The organism is Levilactobacillus hammesii DSM 16381 (genome assembly GCF_001434395.1).
GTDB classification, from domain to species: Bacteria; Bacillota; Bacilli; order Lactobacillales; family Lactobacillaceae; genus Levilactobacillus; species Levilactobacillus hammesii.
In genome coordinates this window covers 1-16,942 of record NZ_AZFS01000044.1, presented here as the reverse complement: position 1 = coordinate 16,942, position 16,942 = coordinate 1, and the positions used below count along the sequence as shown (strand labels likewise).

The 16,942-nt window shown below is 53.1% G+C and carries 16 protein-coding genes; 7 read left to right on the top strand and 9 right to left on the bottom strand.

Going from position 1 to position 16,942, the window contains the following annotated elements; genetic code table 11:
- Nucleotides 1-42 precede the first annotated feature (42 nt).
- Complete coding sequence (locus FD28_RS02720) at nucleotides 43-942, bottom strand: YitT family protein (RefSeq protein WP_057732334.1); 900 nt, start codon at nucleotides 940-942, stop codon at nucleotides 43-45.
- Between the two features lie 269 nt (nucleotides 943-1,211).
- On the opposite strand from FD28_RS02720, the gene FD28_RS02715 reads away from it, so the two are divergent.
- Nucleotides 1,212-2,627: a C69 family dipeptidase gene (locus tag FD28_RS02715; protein WP_057732332.1), complete on the top strand. Its 1,416-nt coding sequence runs from the start codon at nucleotides 1,212-1,214 to the stop codon at nucleotides 2,625-2,627.
- Nucleotides 2,628-2,685: 58 nt separating this feature from the next.
- On the top strand, nucleotides 2,686-4,200 hold the full coding sequence (yjeM, locus tag FD28_RS02710; protein WP_057732330.1) for a glutamate/gamma-aminobutyrate family transporter YjeM: 1,515 nt from the start codon (nucleotides 2,686-2,688) through the stop codon (nucleotides 4,198-4,200).
- Nucleotides 4,201-4,314: 114 nt separating this feature from the next.
- Here yjeM and FD28_RS02705 read toward each other — a convergent pair whose 3' ends face one another.
- Nucleotides 4,315-5,916, bottom strand: coding sequence for a cation:proton antiporter (locus FD28_RS02705; protein WP_057732328.1), 1,602 nt, complete (start codon nucleotides 5,914-5,916; stop codon nucleotides 4,315-4,317).
- Between the two features lie 268 nt (nucleotides 5,917-6,184).
- Between FD28_RS02705 and FD28_RS13175 the strand changes: the two genes are divergently transcribed.
- On the top strand, nucleotides 6,185-6,763 hold the full coding sequence (locus tag FD28_RS13175; RefSeq protein ID WP_157059821.1) for a hypothetical protein: 579 nt from the start codon (nucleotides 6,185-6,187) through the stop codon (nucleotides 6,761-6,763).
- Nucleotides 6,764-6,791: 28 nt separating this feature from the next.
- On the opposite strand, the gene FD28_RS02695 is transcribed toward FD28_RS13175, so the two are convergent.
- From FD28_RS02695 to FD28_RS02665, 7 genes are all read right to left on the bottom strand, one after another.
- On the bottom strand, nucleotides 6,792-7,049 hold the full coding sequence (locus tag FD28_RS02695; protein WP_057732324.1) for a hypothetical protein: 258 nt from the start codon (nucleotides 7,047-7,049) through the stop codon (nucleotides 6,792-6,794).
- A gap of 342 nt (nucleotides 7,050-7,391) precedes the next feature.
- The gene (locus tag FD28_RS02690) at nucleotides 7,392-9,389 is read right to left on the bottom strand and encodes a KUP/HAK/KT family potassium transporter (protein ID WP_057732322.1); all 1,998 of its coding nucleotides are present in this window, start codon (nucleotides 9,387-9,389) and stop codon (nucleotides 7,392-7,394) included.
- A gap of 11 nt (nucleotides 9,390-9,400) precedes the next feature.
- Nucleotides 9,401-9,694, bottom strand: coding sequence for an LlsX family protein (locus tag FD28_RS02685; RefSeq protein WP_057732319.1), 294 nt, complete (start codon nucleotides 9,692-9,694; stop codon nucleotides 9,401-9,403).
- A 346-nt stretch (nucleotides 9,695-10,040) separates the two neighbouring features.
- The gene (locus tag FD28_RS02680) at nucleotides 10,041-10,433 is read right to left on the bottom strand and encodes a DUF3021 domain-containing protein (protein ID WP_057732317.1); all 393 of its coding nucleotides are present in this window, start codon (nucleotides 10,431-10,433) and stop codon (nucleotides 10,041-10,043) included.
- Nucleotides 10,434-10,444: 11 nt separating this feature from the next.
- Nucleotides 10,445-10,900, bottom strand: coding sequence for a LytTR family DNA-binding domain-containing protein (locus tag FD28_RS02675; protein WP_057732315.1), 456 nt, complete (start codon nucleotides 10,898-10,900; stop codon nucleotides 10,445-10,447).
- Nucleotides 10,901-10,923: 23 nt separating this feature from the next.
- Entirely contained in the window at nucleotides 10,924-11,799 is an 876-nt protein-coding gene (locus FD28_RS02670) for an ABC transporter permease (RefSeq protein WP_057732313.1), read from the bottom strand.
- 1 nt (nucleotide 11,800) lies between these two features.
- Nucleotides 11,801-12,661, bottom strand: a complete 861-nt coding sequence (locus FD28_RS02665) for an ABC transporter ATP-binding protein (protein ID WP_057732311.1) — start codon at nucleotides 12,659-12,661, stop codon at nucleotides 11,801-11,803.
- Between the two features lie 154 nt (nucleotides 12,662-12,815).
- On the opposite strand from FD28_RS02665, the gene FD28_RS02660 reads away from it, so the two are divergent.
- The 4 genes from FD28_RS02660 to FD28_RS02645 all read left to right on the top strand — a co-directional run bounded on the left by FD28_RS02660 (nucleotide 12,816) and on the right by FD28_RS02645 (nucleotide 16,839).
- On the top strand, nucleotides 12,816-13,862 hold the full coding sequence (locus FD28_RS02660; protein WP_057732310.1) for an ABC transporter ATP-binding protein: 1,047 nt from the start codon (nucleotides 12,816-12,818) through the stop codon (nucleotides 13,860-13,862).
- Nucleotides 13,855-14,763 carry a carbohydrate ABC transporter permease gene (locus tag FD28_RS02655; RefSeq protein WP_057732307.1) on the top strand — a complete coding sequence of 303 codons (909 nt, stop codon included), beginning with the start codon at nucleotides 13,855-13,857 and terminating at the stop codon, nucleotides 14,761-14,763. The genes FD28_RS02660 and FD28_RS02655 overlap by 8 nt, the downstream gene beginning before the upstream one ends.
- An 80-nt stretch (nucleotides 14,764-14,843) precedes the next feature.
- Nucleotides 14,844-15,584 carry a carbohydrate ABC transporter permease gene (locus FD28_RS02650; RefSeq protein WP_083478103.1) on the top strand — a complete coding sequence of 247 codons (741 nt, stop codon included), beginning with the start codon at nucleotides 14,844-14,846 and terminating at the stop codon, nucleotides 15,582-15,584.
- 7 nt (nucleotides 15,585-15,591) lie between these two features.
- Complete coding sequence (locus FD28_RS02645; protein WP_057732306.1) at nucleotides 15,592-16,839, top strand: extracellular solute-binding protein; 1,248 nt, start codon at nucleotides 15,592-15,594, stop codon at nucleotides 16,837-16,839.
- Nucleotides 16,840-16,942: the final 103 nt, after the last annotated feature.

Genomic DNA, 16,942 nt, shown 5'->3' with positions numbered 1-16,942 from the left:
CACCTATTATACCGATAACCACCATGGATGGCAATTACTGGACTACTTTTTCGCCGTTTCTTCCCGCAGCTTCAACTGTTCCGTCTCATTATAGAAGTTTCCTTCGATGTCCACCGTATTCACCAGGTTCACAAAAGCTCGCGGATCAACGTCCTTGACTGCATGCTCCAATGTATAAAGTTCATACCGCAAAATAACGGTCATCAGCACCGTGCTCGCCTGCCGCGTGTAGGCCCCAAATGACGGAATCACCGTGATCCCGCGGATTAGAGTTTTATTAAGTTCTGAGATAACGGCATCCTGTTGCGACGTCACGATGAAGGCCGTCAGCTTTTGGTGGCGCGTATGAATGCTATCAACGACCCGGGACATTGCATAAATGGAAATAATCGTGTATAACGCACTCTCCCAGCCAAACAGGAACCCGGCCACGATCACGATGCCAAAGTTAATCATCAGCATGAGCGTCCCGATCGTCCGCCCCGTGGTCTTCTCCAGCACCACGGCAATGATATCCATTCCCCCGGTAGAGAAGCCATTCTTCAAGGGATAGGCGACCCCCACGCCGGTCAGAATGCCACCGAACAGGGCCGCTAATAATGAATTATTAGAGATATTGTTGACCGGTACCACGATGGCCAGAATCGACGTGAGCACCGCGACCATGATCGAATAGATGGTAAACCCGCGCCCCACCTTGAACCAACCCAGCAATCCAATGGGGATGTTAAAGAGTAAGATAAACCACCCGGTACTCAGGTGAATGCCCCCAGCTGCCAACAATGTGGCAATAATCTGAGAAATCCCGTTAATCCCCGCACTGAAAATCTTACCGGGAACTAAGAATTCATTTAGGGCAATGGCCGTAATTATGGCCGATCCAATCAAAATTAAGAGGTGTTTGCCGACTTCACGCCGATCTTTTTCTAATACATTTCTCATTTTCACATCTTCCCATCGTCAGTCGTTTTCACTATTTAACCACAACTCCTACGACTTAGCTAGTGTTACGATGACTAATCGGACGGCCTTTCACGCCCTAAATCATTGAAAGCCCCCGATTTTCCGTAATCATAAAATTGTATAAATATTTATTCTCATGAGAAATTTGTGTAAAATAATTAAAAAATCATCGAAACGGGTCCCGCTCATCCTTAAAAATGATAGAATAGTAACGAGAATTTATTCAATATGTAGAAAGGAGTGCACCCATGAATTATTCCGCTTGTACAAGTATTTTAATCGGGCCAAAAGCCACGACGGATGGTTCGGTCATCATCGGACGTAACGAGGATGCCAAGGCCGCTTGGCCCAAGCACTTTGTCGTTCACCCCGCTAAAACCGCAACCACCCCGCAGACCTTCGTTAGCACGGACAACGGCTTCACTATGCCCCTACCACTAACGGCCGCCAAATACACGGCGACCCCCGAATGGACCGATAAATACGGGCTGTTCGAGGAAGACGGTATCAATGAATTTGGCGTTGCGATGAGTGCGACCGAAAGTACCTATTCAAATGAACGGGTACTCGGGGCCGATCCGCTGGTCAAGGACGGTATCGGTGAAGAAGCCATGGTTACCGTGGTTCTACCGTACATCAAGTCTGCTAGAGAGGGTGTTGCCCTGCTCGGTCAGATTGTCGAGCACTACGGCACGAGTGAGTCCAACGGTATCCTCTTCGCCGATCAACAAGAGGCCTGGTACTTGGAAACGGGCGCCGGTCACTACTGGGTTGCCCAGCGTATCCCCGCCAATGGCTATGCGGTTGTAGCGAACCAGATGGCGATTCAGGACATTGACTTTGAAGATCGTGAAAACTTTAAGTTTGCACGCCACCTTCGCGAGTTTGTCGCCCAGAATCATTTGAACCCCTCCCGTGACCGCTTCAGTTGGCGCGACATCTTCGGGACGCAGGATCAATCTGATCTGTACTATAATACGCCCCGGGTTTGGTACGGCCAACGCTGCTTCAATCCAGAGATCGCGCAGGAACCGCAATCATTCGATTTACCTTTTATTCAATACGCCGATCACCTCTTAAGTGTCGACGATGCTCAGGGGTATCTCAGCAGTCACTTTGAAGAAACGCCTTACGATCCCGTGGGTTCCGGTACCGCCGAACAGCGCAAACGGTTCCGCCCAGTCAGCTTGGCCAAGACGCAAGAGTCACACGTCCTGCAGCTTCGGCCAGCGATGGACCCCGCTTTAGCCGGTATTCAGTGGCTCGCCATGGGCGTCGGCGCCCAAAGCGTCTACGTCCCATTCTATGCGGGAATCGAGAGTACCCCCGCCGCATACCATTTAGGGAAAGAAACCTACGATGCCGAATCGGCTTACTGGGTCTACAAGCTGGTTAGTGTGCTGCTCGATGCCCACTACCATACCGCATGGCCAACCGTCAGTGCCGTCCAAAAGGACCTGCGGATTGCCTTTAAGCAATCGGTCCAACACACGGATGCCGTCGGGCAACACCTTTCCGGCAGCGAATTGACACACTATTTAACGCAACAGGCTGACGCGAACGCCGCATTGGGAATCCGGCGTTACCGCGAGCTGGCGGCGACCTTGATCACACAGGCCACCGACCTCGGTCCGCTGAATTATCACCAGGACCTGAACTTATAACAGACGGTCCGGGCTAGTGCACACTAGTCCTCACCACATAATGGGAGATATTAATCTAATGGATAAGCAAAAGAAGATTGGACTCTTCAGTCTGATCTTAATGATTTTCTCGGCCATCTACGGCTTCGCAAACGGAACCGTGGCCTATGACCAAATGGGATATGCCAGCATTATCTGGTACGTTTTAGCCGCCCTGTTCTTCTTCCTGCCCAGCGCCTTGATGCTGGCAGAATACGGGTCAACCTTTAAGGAAGCCAAGGGGGGTATCTACTCCTGGCTGGCCGAATCCATCGGCGAAAAGATGGCCTTCATTGGGACCTTCATCTGGTTATCCTCTTGGATCATTTGGATGTTGTCGACCTCAACCAAGGTGTGGATTCCACTCTCAACCTTGATCTCTGGGAGTGACCAAACGCAGACTTGGGGCATTCTGGGTCTGAGTTCCACGCAAACGATTGGGATTCTGGGGATCATCTGGATCCTCTCCGTCACCTTCTTCGCTACGCGTGGGGTCAGTTCAATTGCGAAGATTTCTTCATTGGGGGGAATCTTTGTGATGGGCCTGACCATCCTGTTCTTCATCGCCAGCATTCTCATCTGGATCCTGAACAAGGGTCAGCTGGCAGAACCCGTCAACGGTCTGCACAGTTTCATTGCCTCACCTAACCCACAATTCCAGTCACCGATGGCGCTCCTGTCATTCGTGATCTACGCCGTCTTTGCCTACGCCGGGATGGAATCCATGGGGGGGATCACGGATAGCATGGATAAGCCGGAAAAGACCTTCCCTAAGGGGTTGATCATTTCCACGATTACCATCACGATTGCCTACTCCGTCTCGATCTTCCTCTGGGGGGTCAGTGCCAACTGGCATGACGTCTTGGGTAGCGGTTCCGTTAACCTGGGGAACATCACCTATGTTTTGATGAATAACTTGGGGCTCGTCATGGGTCATGCCATGAACCTCTCCCACGGTACTTCCGTCATGATTGGGGACGTGCTGGCGCGTTTGACTGGGTTGAGCATGTTCATGGCTTACCTGGGCTCATTCTTCGTTCTGGTCTACTCACCACTGAAGTCCTTTATCATGGGGTCTTCACCAAAATTGTGGCCTAAGAAGATGACGCACCTCAACAAGGCCGGTGTGCCCGCCTACTCCATGTGGATTCAAGCCACAGTGGTTGCGGTCTTCATCTTCTTCGTCTCCTTCGGGGGTTCAGCCGCCAAGGAGTTCTACCAAATCCTAACGAACATGGCCAACGTTTCCACTTCAGCACCTTACCTCTTCTTGATTGGGGCCTTCCCATTCTTTAAGAAGCGGACCGACCTGGAACGACCATTCGTGGTTTACAAGAACAAGACCTTCACCAACATTGTTGTGGCGATCGTGCTCATCGTCTTAATCGGTGGGATCGTCTTCACCTGCCTCCAACCAATCATGGACGCCGATTACAAGACCGCCTTCTGGACGATCATCGGCCCTATCTTCTTCGGGGCAGTCGCTTGGATCTTCTACCGCAATGCTGAAAAGCGTTCGGCTAAGGAAAATCAAACGGCGGACGACGAAAACTAAATGAATTAAAAAAGTTCCGAGACGGCAATGTCTCAGAACTTTTTATTTGCGCTTGTTCATGAATGGTGACACGACCACGACTGCTCTAACCCCAGCCTTGCCACCCGATCATCCTCAGTCAACCCCGTATTCTAAAACCACCATCTCAGCCATGGTAATCTCACGATATAGCCTATTGAAGAAGTCCTCACTAATCTCATGTTTCGCCTCATGCCGCCGCAATAAATACGTCCGCTCGGTCTGAAAGACCTGTCGGTAAATCGCCATCAGCTCGCGCATTTGCGCCGGCGTGTACTCCGCGTGTTGGACCATCCGTCGCCACTCACTGACAAACTGACGAACGGTGGTGTGGCCGTTCTGTGAACGCAGGTCAAATGTGACCGCGTCCTTAAATTCCTGTGAGATAGGCATTTCCAACACCGACTGAACGCCCGCTTCGATCATCTGCTCACGAATCCGCGCCATTCGTGTCGCCATAGCGGCGTCCGTTTGCACCCGTGGCAACACCCACCGGAAGACGATCGTCGGCACCAGCAAGCTTAAGATAATGAGCAGACTCTCCGACATCAGGACCAGGTTAAAGTCGGCCGTCTTCACCTGCGTCTCCGCTACCGTAAACGCCAGGGCAAACGTGACGGCCCCGTGAATGCCCCCCAGTGCAAAGATCCAGGCCTCACGATTGGAAAGACGATGGAGCAGGCGAACGTAGGCGTAACGCACCAGCAAGTTGGCTAAATACAGGACGATGCCGATGGCGATCCACAGCCACGGACTGCGGTAAGTCACCGACTGATCCAGCGTCGTGCGGACCAAAACGATGCCCAACACCAGGAAGACGATGCTATTTAGAATATCACTCAGTAGGCCCACCAACTGGTGAATATCACTAGCCAATTGCGGATTGGCCAAGGAACTCCGCTCTCCCTCGGCATTATGTACCAGCCCGGCAAAGACCACGGCGATAATGCCCGAGACACCGACCGCTTCAGCCCCAAAGTACAGGGCAAACGGCGTCATCAAGTAAATCACCTTGAGAGGCGTCCCGTTGTTATACGTATTGTTAATAAAGTTCACTTTGGACCGCAGCATCAATTGACGGACGTACACAATCAGGCCACTGATGACCCCACCAAAGACAATCCCGCCAACGGCCGAGTACACAAAATCCCACAGGGTTTGCGGGTAATTCACGTAACCATTGACGTACCACAGGATCGCCATATTTAGAAGAATGATCCCCGAGGCGTCATTGAACAGCGACTCCAGTTTTAAGCTCACCTGTTCACGACGTGGCAAGACACGCCCCATCGTCACCGACTCAGTCGCCGTGGCATCGGTTGGCGTGCTGATGGCCGCCAGAATAAAGGCTAACGGTAACCCGATGCCCGTCAAGAGACTGCTGCCGATGCCCGCCGCAACCGCACACAGGATCACCATCCCCACGGTCAGGCTGATAATCTCCCCCACGTGCCGGCCCACGAGATTCAGCCGCGTGTTCTGGCCCTCAAAGTACAGTAGCGGCGCGACAATCAAACCAATAAAAATATCCGAATTAAACTTTTCCACGAACCCATTCAAGAACGGGACCAGCGCAATCACGGCACCGATCAGCATGCTCACGTAGTTCACAGAGAGCCGTGGCAACCACCGCCGATTAATCACAATGCTAACCATTGCGGCAACGACCAATACCGCGGTTGAAATAAGTAACCCCATCTAGACACCCCATTTTAGTTAAACTAATTAACCTTGATTATTAGACAATTGAACCAACTTGTAAAACAAAAACACTGCGACAACACTAAAATACTTATTATTAAAATTCAGTTGCTCAAATCAGCAAATGAGGTCAAAACACCCTAAAAATACCTCCAGTAGTTTCAATGCCTGCACGAATCGCAAAGATTTGTTGTATACTTAATATTATAAATGGATGTGCAAATAAATGAAACACTTAAAAATCCTTCAAGGGAGCCAATAACCTATGTCTCAACATCATCTCATTTTACTAATTGGACTGAGCGCCTGTTTCGGGATCGCTTCTAGCACTTCCGCTCAAGCAGCTAAACGCGCAGTTACCCTTCCCACTTACCCAATCAACCGTATCGTCACTTTCAAGGCCAAGCATACGCCCGTTTACAGCTATCCCCGAGCCAAACACCCCCACAGTAAGTACCTCGGGGAGGCACGTCACACCACAAGCCAATGGTCCATTTTGAAAGTGATCCATGTCCGTGGGAAACGCTATGTCAAAATCACCCCTGACTACCAAATCCCCTTGCAACATGGGAGTGTAGCTCCTGTCTCCCATCCGGCATCGCCATTGGACGGTGGCTACGTCCTATTCAGTCGACTCAAGGTGCACCGCAAGATTTCGAAGATGCCAGCCATCACAAAAACGGCTTACTGGTTGCCTACACCTGATGATGACTTCTGGAAAATGCCTGAAGGTACTCTCGGATCAAATCGGGCCATTCACTATGGTCGGACCTATGCCTTACCGCACAATTTACGCTGTCCAAACGCTGACAACCATGAAGCGACAGCGCTACCTCTACTTTGAAACGACCAGTGGCAAAAAGATCGGTTGGTTACCCGTTCACGCGGTCGTCAAAGGCACTTTCCCGAACGTGCTTCGCCGCGAATTGACCCGCAATTTTGACACAACCGATACGACCACCACGATAGATCAACACGTCAAAGTCGGTGTCACCGTTCGCGCCGGCCGCACCCAACGCGTTGTTCTGGCCGACCAAAATAGCGAAACCACTATTTTTGACTGGCAGGATGGCCGCGTAAAAACTCGTACCCAACGTCAAGCCAATGGCCGCCTCATTAAAGTTAACCATTTCAAATCGGCTTCTAAGAGATTGACCTTTCAAGTCGATGCCAATTATGAACTATACCATCCTTCTTATAAGGTAACGGTCACTCCACAAGGTGCCGTTTCTGTCAAAGCACTGGGCATCGGGACGGTCTAAATGCCGATAGTTAGTCAGTCTAGAAAGGTAAAGTGCCTAAGTCGGTGCCTCTCAGAATCGTGGTTACTTGTCAATACATTATCCTTAAATGAACAACTCATCCTACACAAAATGGCATAATTCCGCGGAAATCTCGGAATTATGCCATTTTTTCTTTTACGCGGTCAGAATAGGCTATCTACCCCCGTTGATACCGCCAGCTTTAAGTGACTAAAGCGTCCGCCGCAACGTCCGGTCCGGTGCATGTCCAATAAACAACGGCACCCGCTCCTCCACGACGTCACTGAATTCCAAGCCGTACCAGCGTTGTGGCGACAGGCTGATCCGTTGCAGAAGCAGGCGGCCCCCAATCAGCAGGCGGTCCAGCGCCGGCAAGTCATCTTGAGCACCCAGGTCCTGTAGCTGCTGGTTCAACATCACAAACTTGAAATTACCCACCTGACGTCCGGGGACACTGGAATACCGTGGCGTCTGATCGGGTAAAATCCCCGCCGCCAACAGGTCATTCACGATTTGCCGCAGGTACACGTTCAACCGTTGCGGCTTCTTGAATCCCAAGTATAGCTGGACGTCCATCACGTTTTGCGTACCCAGGGTTTCCACGGTATAACTGCATTCATACGGCGTGTCGGCCTCATTCACCGTCACGAACCAGTACACGGCAGCGCGCTTGGGTTGCTGATCCAGAATCGAGTAGACCACCGCGCGTTTAATGGCGTAGTCCGGCGCCACGTGACCCACGTAGACCAGATTCGTCGCAAACGGCGGCACGTCCCGATCCTGACTCAACGCCTGTAACTGCGGTAGAAAGTCCAGCAGTGACACGTGTTCCGCATCCTCCACGTGCGCGCTACGGCGTTGATTGCCGTAGTACCAGAAGACCATGATCGTTAGAATAACCAGCGTCATCCCCAGGGTCACATAGCCGCCGTGGGTGAATTTAGCCAGGCTAGCGACTAGGAAGAGCCCCTCCAATAGGCCAAAGATCACCACATAAATCACGGCGAGTGCCCCGTGCCCTCGCTGGTGCAAGAATGCCTGCAGTAACAGGGTCGTCATCAGCATGGTAATCGTAATGGCTAAGCCATATGCCGCCTCCATGTTGCTCGACGTCCGGAAGAACCACACGACACCCAGCGTGACGGCACAGAGCAACCAGTTCACGGTCGAAATGTACAGCTGACTCTTTTCGCTTCCGGGAAATTTGATTCGCAGACGTGGCAGCAGTTTCAGCCCAATCGCTTCGTGAACCAACGTGTAAGACCCCGTAATCAACGCCTGCGAGGCAATAATGGCCGCAATAGTGGCAATCCCAATCGCAAACATCCGCCAGTTGCCGGGCACCATCTCGTAAAAGGGATTGACGGCGTGACCGGTCGCCAGCTGTGTGGCGTGGGCGCTAACCCAGGCCCCCTGGCCCAGATAGCTCAACATCAGCATCAGATAGACAAACGGCCAGGTCCCGTAGATATTGCGTTTGCCAACCTGACCCATATCGGAATACAACGCCTCCGCACCCGTCGTGGCCAGGAAAATACTGCCTAAAATAAAGATCCCCTGCCGATTATTCGGGCTAACCAGGAAACTCACGGCATACACCGGCGAGAGGGCCCGCAAGATCGCCGGGTCATGCACCAGGTTGTGGAGTCCCACCAGTCCGATAAAACTGAACCAGATTAGCATCAACGGGCCAAATGACCACCCAATCAGCTGCGTCCCCAACCGTTGCACCAGGAAGAGGCCGACCAAAATCCCCGTGACCACCAGAAGCACCCAGCCCTGCGACCCACTAAAGTGTACGGGTCCCATCGTCTGATTTTTAAGGCCCTCAATCGCCGAGGTCACCGTCACAGCCGGCGTCAGCGTACCATCCGCCAAGAGTGCCGCACCGCCAATTAATGCCGGGAAGATTAACCATTTCGCCCGATTACGAACCAGAGCGTAGAGAGCAAAGATGCCTCCTTCATGCCGGTTGTCAGCGCGCATCGCCAGTAAGATATATTTCACCGTGGTAATCAGCATCAAGGTCCAAAAGATCAGGGAGATGCTGCCCAGCATGACCGGTGTCACGGCCGTCATCTCGTGACGCCCGGCCTGGTCGATAATGGCGTTCATGACATAAAGGGGCGAGGTCCCGATATCGCCGTAAACAATTCCCAGCGTAATCAGCATCCCCACCCCAGTGAGCTTCTGTGTCGTCATCCGCATGTGATCGCCCCCTACAGCCACCGGTGGGACACGACTCGGTGGCGTAATTCGCCTAAAACCAGAATCATCATGGTTCCCGCCAGCCAGATATCACGCATCCCTTGAACGTTGGTCTGGCCGCTCAGATGCCCAGCAACGTGTCGAATTTGGAAAAAGGACACACCCAGTAGGTTCAAGTTGTAATGGGCAATGCCCGCCGCGTGAACGTAACTGTAAGTCTCCGACACAATCAGCGACAGCAGAACTGCTGAGACCAGCATTCCCCCGATAATTTCCAGACTCAGTCGTAGCACCGTCTTACGCATGGGCATCCCTCCTAATAGTTGGCACCATCATAACGGCTTCTCTGGTCGAAACCAACTCGAGATACTGGCTTACGGAGGTAACTGACCGAATTAATCTGTGGCTGAATCAATTAGTAGCTAAAACGATTTTCCGCTGATTATCGTAAAAAAGTGAGACGCAATCCCGTTAAAATTCGTTAGTATTAAATGAGGGCACAAAAAAGTCGCCCGCCATTCCTGCGAATGGGCGAGCGACTTTCAAATCTAAGAAACTCCGGCTTGCTAAACAATCTCTCTGAATCTCTTTATTAGCATCTCTTAAACTCTAATAAATAACTATACACGACAAATCGGCATTCGTCAAGACTTATTTTTTCCGCTGACGCAATGCGCGGTTAATCTTGGTCACGCGCAGGTGCTGATCCAACATCACGGCCGCCCACACACCGGCATAGACGGCGAGAAAGATGATCCAGAAGGAACTGTGCGTGATTAAAACAACTTGCCACCCATTAAAGAACAGCATCGCCACCACCGCCAACAGCGTCCCACAGAAATGCCCACCTAGCGCCACCAAAAAGGATACACGGTCACTGTCAAAAATCAGACTCAACACGCCAATAACGGCACTCATCAGGAGAATGCTCAGGATGTTTCGCGAGGTGGTCTGCAGCGGTTCCAGATGACTGGCCATGAGCACCAGGTAGGCCACCCCACCATACCCCATTCCCCGTAATGCATAATCTATGACTTTATTCACCTCATGACCTCCTAAACGCCTAGTCGCCGCATCAATAATTTGACGTACTTGCGACTGACATCCGTCTTCACCTTATTCGTCAGCAACGCCGTCATATTGCCCGAAAAACTGTCTTCTAGCGATAGCAAGTGATCCAGGTTGAGCACACTGTGCCGCGAGACCTGGACAAAATCGGGATTGGCCACGCGTTGCACGAGATGACGTAGTGGCTCACGCGTCTCAACAACGCCGGTGGTGGTATACAGCAGGAGCGTCGTTGCCTGAATGTCCACGAGAATAATGGTCGCCACTTTGACCATGACCAGGCGCTCCGGCGTCTTCACGGGAATCATTCCCGGCTGGGTGGCCTGGTACCGATCCAGATAGGCCATGAGCTCCGGGACCGCCCCCGTCTGACTCGCGGCTTGCACCACCACCAGCGGATCGGACGGATCAATCTCCGCCTGTTGTTCAAATCTATGTTGCACCTCTGACGCCCCCTCGATTAAGCTTACGATTCGTGTCGTCGGCGCCATTGCTGCCGTTGCCGCAACCCGATTGGTCCGACAGCGAGCAATAAAGCCCCGACAAAGATTAATCCTATTATGTGGTAAGTTGCGTGCTGGGTCAACAGACCGAACCAATCGAGGCGAATTCCCATTAACTTTTCAAAACGAGGACGTGTCGCTGGACTGTGCCGAAACGCCACGTCCAGCCAGTCATACATCAAGAACTGCCGGAAAAGAGCCGCCACATAGCTACCGGGCGTGAGTTTTACCAAAGTCTGCGCAAAGGTCGGTAATATACCAATCGGGACGTAGGTGCCCACTAAGAACCCTGCGGCCGTCCCGACAATGGCGCCCAGTTTACTTAGGCTATCCAATGTCCGAACGCCCTTAATAATCACGGCATTTACGGCCGTTGCCAACAGCGAGCTGCTCACCATCAGCCCCAGAACATTCACCAGTTGGACCACCGTCACCGTCAAATGATCGGCTAAGAAGAAATACCCCAGCATAATACCGAACATGGCAAGCTGCATTAACGTGCCAATCAGTGCCGCACTCAGGAGATAGCTCAGCTGAAGCCGCAAGGGACCCGCATCGGTCAGTATTAAGTCAGCTGTAATGTGTTTTTCCCGATCAATCACCATCTGCGACAGGCTCGTCAGCGTCGTGGTAATACCGGTGATTGCCAGCGTCCCGCCAATCAGCCACGTATCCAGCAGCAGCGTGGCATGGGGAACGTGGGCCCAGCTGCTTTGCATATTTTGCTTCAAAAAGACCAGGTACAGCACAAAGGAGATCAGAGCACCCATCAGGGAAAAGAAGACCCCGCTCCAATTACGAAAGTACAGCAACAGGTTGCGCTTCATCATTGCTAACATCTTACCGCATCTCCTTTCCGGTCAACGCCAGGAAGGCATCGTCCATGGTTCCCGGTCGAAATTCAAAGGTGGTGATTAGGTCACGGGTAGCCGTTAAAATATCGAGAGCCACTTGTGAATTGGGCACAGTAAAGGTTAATTGATTGCCGCGGCATTGCGTCGGTCGCACGGTCACCCGTTCCCGCAACTGCTCAACATCTCGCGTTGTCAGTTGCAGAACCGCCTTGGCGTAGCGTGCCTTGATGGCGGTGGCAGTCCCCGTTGCCACCAACTTGCCCTGATCAATCACGTACACGTTGTCGGCCGCATCCGCTTCATCCAAGTAGTGAGTTGTCAAGACAATCGTCAGCTGACACGCCTGCTGAAGTCGCTGGAGGAGCTTCCAGATAGCCGATCGCGTCTGAATGTCCAGTCCCGTTGTCGGCTCGTCTAAAAACAAAATGTTGGGATCATTCAATAAGGCCCGGGCAATGTCAACGCGACGTTTCTGACCACCGGATAACGTCCCGTAACGCTGATGAATAAATTCATTGAGGCCCAATTCTGTGCTCACCTCGGCCACCTTATTTGGGGCAACGTGCCGGTACTGCCGAGCACGAATTTGCAGGTTCTCTCCGACCGTCAGCCGCTCATCAAGGACACTACTCTGAAAGACCACACCAATCCTAGCCTCGTCGCCGTAGATCACCTGACCGGCTGTGGGCTGAGTCAGGCCAATCAATAGGTTCATGGTCGTGGACTTGCCCGCACCATTGGGTCCCAACAATGCGGTAAAGCTCCCCCGAGCAATCTGCAAGTTTAACCCGTTGACCGCCACATGGGAACCAAACGTCTGAGTTAACTGTTTCGCTTCTAATAACATTTCTCTCATCTCCTATGACCGTAGATTACCGCGATCGTCATCCACCGTCTCACAAAAGTGGCCAAGTGGTGACAGACGGCCGCCGAGTGGTCATTATCGATGGCCGAAACGATGGCAGTCACCGCTTCAGCTTGAGAAAGGAGGTCATCCCGTCATGCAAATCACCCTGCGCGATATCGCATTAGCTTACGACAAACAGCCGGCGACACTGAACCACTTTAACGCCCAGTTACCAGACGGTCAGCTCACGGCGTTGCTGGGACCCAGCGGCAGTGGGAAATCGACCATTTTAAACCTATTGGCCGGTCTCTTAACACCCAACGCCGGTCAGATTTACTTCGATCAAGTGGACGTCACCCATCAGGACAGTCGTCAGCGTAACATCGGTATGGTCTTTCAAGACTACGCCCTGTATCCGCACTTAACGGTTCGCGACAACATCGCCTTTCCGCTAAAGATGGCTCACGTGCACAAAACCGCCCGTTACCAACGTGTCGCGGAGCTAGCTGACCTCGTACAGATGACCGACCAGCTCACCAAATTCCCTGGACAGCTTTCCGGTGGCCAACAGCAGCGGGTCGCTATCGCCCGGGCCCTAGCTAAAAAGCCGGCCTTACTCTTGCTGGACGAACCCCTGTCGAGTCTCGACACGACGCTGCGAGAAGAGTTACGCGGCGGCATCCGCCGAATTCAACGGACCACCGGGGTGACCACCCTGTTGGTCACCCACGATCAGGACGATGCCCTGCAGATTGCCGATCAGATCATGATTATCGCCGACGGTCGTCTCCAACAGGTGGGGACGGGAAATGAGCTGTACCGGCAGCCCCACAATCTCACGGTGGCCCAGTCCATCGGCCGGCCGCAGCTCAACACCTGTGCCGTGACGGCCTTACCCGCTGCTTGGCGGCAGGTGTTGCCTCCTGAATCCTTGCGGCAAGCCACGACGATTGGCATTCGCAGCGAGGCACTCCAGCTCGCCACCCCAACCGCGCCCCACACCGTGATCAGCACCATTAGCCGACAAGTTCAGTTGGGGCGTGACCACCAAACGATTCTACATACGGCCTCTCTGACCCTCGTTAGCACGGCAATTACGGCCGTGTCGCCAACACCAATTTCGGTTGCGCTCGATCCCACGGGATGTCTCCTCTTCGCGGCTGATGGGCGCTGTATTTGGGCGGGTGATGCCCATGCTTAATGCCAAGCCTACCTGGAAGAGCACTATAAAGGCCCTTCTCTACTTAGCCCCACTCCTGATCATCACCGTTATTTTCACCGTTTGGCCACTGATAAATGCTTTTCTCATGAGTGCCTATACCCAGTACAATTACTTTACCAACCACGTGAACGCCATCGGTTGGGGCAACTTCATCACGCTTTGGCAGGATCCGACTTTTCATTTGGCTTGCCGAAATACCCTGTTACTCACCCTGGTGGTCATGCCGCTGACGGTGGTCTTATCGCTATTTATTGCCTATGGATTGAACCGCAACGAACATCTCGCCGGCTTCTTTCGCACTATCTACTTTTTACCCTTTGTGACGTCAACCGTTGCGATTGGGCTCGTCTGGAACTGGATCTTCCGTCTGGATGGCGGCCTGTTGAATCACGTCCTCGGCTGGTTCGGTTATACAGCCATCGATTGGCTAAACGACCCCCACTACGCCTTAGCCGCGCTGATGGTGGTCTGCGTGTGGCAGGGGCTCGGCTTCAACATCATCCTCTTTTTAGCCGGTCTCAATCATATCGACCAACGTTACGCGGCCGCTGCACGTCTCGATGGGGCTAACGCCTGGCAACGGTTCACCAACGTGACGTGGCCATTACTCCTGCCGATGACGATCCTAATCGTCGTCAAAACGACGCTCACGAACTTCAAAGTCTTCGATCAGGTCTATGCCCTGTTCCACGGCTCGGCCGGACCGGGCAACGCCGATCTTACCTTAATGTATTATCTTTATCAGAAATTCTATGTCGAAAATCAATACGCCGTGGCGGCGGCCAGTGGCGTGGTGTTCTTCGTTCTTGTCGGTGGGATCACCCTGCTGACCTATGGCTACTTTCGCCACCGGAGACGCCGGATGGGAGGTCGCCTATGAACCGTCATATCTGGCAAACCGTGCTCTAGGGGAGCGTGCTAACGATCGGTGCCGCGCTGACGCTGATTCCTTTCGTCTGGATGATCCTAACCAGCCTACAACCTGCCGCCACCACGTTGAGCATCCCCACCTCATGGTTGCCCCATTCTCTCAACTGGGTGAACTACCTGCACATCTGGCAGGCCGCCCCCTTTGCGCGGTACTGCTTAAACTCACTGCTGGTCACACTGACCACTACACTGGGACAGCTCTTAACCAGCATCCTGGCGGCGTTTGCCTTTACGCACCTGCAATTCTACGGTCGTCACTCACTATTTGACCTGCTGCTGGTGCTGATGTTGGTGCCGGGCGAACTGCTGCTCATCCCCAACTTCATCACCTTAGCGCAGTTTCACTGGATCAATACCTACGCCGCCCTGATTGTGCCGTGGCTCGTCAGCATTCTCATGGTGGTGACCCTGCATCAGGCCTTCCTGGCGCAGCCCAAGACCCTCTACTACGCCGCGCGCCTCGATGGGGCCAGCGACTGGCAATTTCTCTGGCATATCCTGGTACCGACCAACTGGCCCGTCATTACGGCGGTCACGCTACTCCAAGTGATCGGTTCGTGGAATGCCTTCATGTGGCCCCTGATCGTCACCAATGACGAAACCCTGCGGACACTGCCCGTGGGTCTGATGGCCTTCACCACCGAACAGGGCACCAACTACCCGCTCCTGATGGCCGCCACGGTATGCGTGATTTTCCCCCTGATCTTGCTCTATCTCGTACTTCAAAAATATCTTGTTTTGGGCATCTTGCCCGCGCATTTGAAAGGTTGATTCTGTCATGAAAAAAATCCGTCGTCTTCTCCTCACCCTGAGTGCCCTGGGACTGCTGGTCACCTTGAGCGCCTGTGGTCAACGCCAGACCACCGCCACGGCCCAAAAGCGCGTCACGATTACCTTCTGGCACGGTATGACCGGTAACAGTCAGCAGGCGCTCAACACCCTGATTCGCAACTTTAACCACTCGCAAACGACCTACAAAGTCGTCTCTCAGGCGCAGGGCAACTTCGGCAACGTTCAGCAGAAAATCACCGCGGCGGCGAAGTCGCAGACGCTGCCCACCTTGGCTCAAACCACCTACACCAACGTCCCCGACTACGTTCACGGCGGCTTTGCCGTTCCCCTAGACAGCTACCTCAAGTCGCAGACACTCAGCCAGATTTACCCAACTCTACGCACATCTAGCCGCTATCAGGGCAAGACCTATGCCCTGCCTTTCTCAAAGTCCACCCGCGTCCTGTATTACAATCGCGATCTGCTTAAGCAGTACCACTTGCAGGTTCCCCAAACCTGGGCTGCCTTGCAGAGGGAAAGTACCCAGGTCAAGGCACAAGGCATCACTGGCCTGGCTTTGGACCAAAGCTTCACGGCTGAACTGGACGCGCTGTCCTTTGCCGCCAAGACCCCCTTACTCCAAAAACAGCCCCAGTTGACCAGTGCCCGCACGTTGGCGGCGACCCACGTCATCTGGGACATGCTCAAGGCGAAGACGGCCAGAACGGCTGGCACTGACGGCTTCGGCAATGTTCAATTCTTAAAGGGCAAGACGCTGTTCTTCGCCGGTTCATCCGCGGCCCTGGGCATCATGCAGGCCAGCACCCCCAAGGGCATGCACTGGAGTGCGGCCCCGTTCCCAAGTTATCAGGGGAATCGTGCCACGACCATCCAGGGAAACGACCTGGTTCTCTTCAAATCGGCCTCACCCAAGCAACGGCGTGGGGCGGCGGCTTTCATGACCTACCTCTTGCAGAAAAAACAAACCCTCAAGTGGGCCAAGACCACCGGCTACCTGCCACTAACCACCGCGGCGCTGAAGAGCGCTGACTATCAAGATTACTTAAAGCATACACCGGCGGCCCAAGCCGCTTACCAGTCCTTAGCCTTCGGGCACCAGGACCAGGCGTTCTACGGCTACAGCCAATACCTCAACGCCTTGAATCAGACGGTCAACCAGTTAAGCACGCTTCAAACCACACCTGAAAAAGCGATGCACCAACTCCAACCACAGGTGGAAAAGATCGTGCAGTAAGCGTTACTGCTAAGCGTATAAAATCAAAATCAGCCGATCCCTTCATATGCTATAGTCCCCTTAAGATTGACAGATGAAAAACAATAATTCATCTATTAATCTT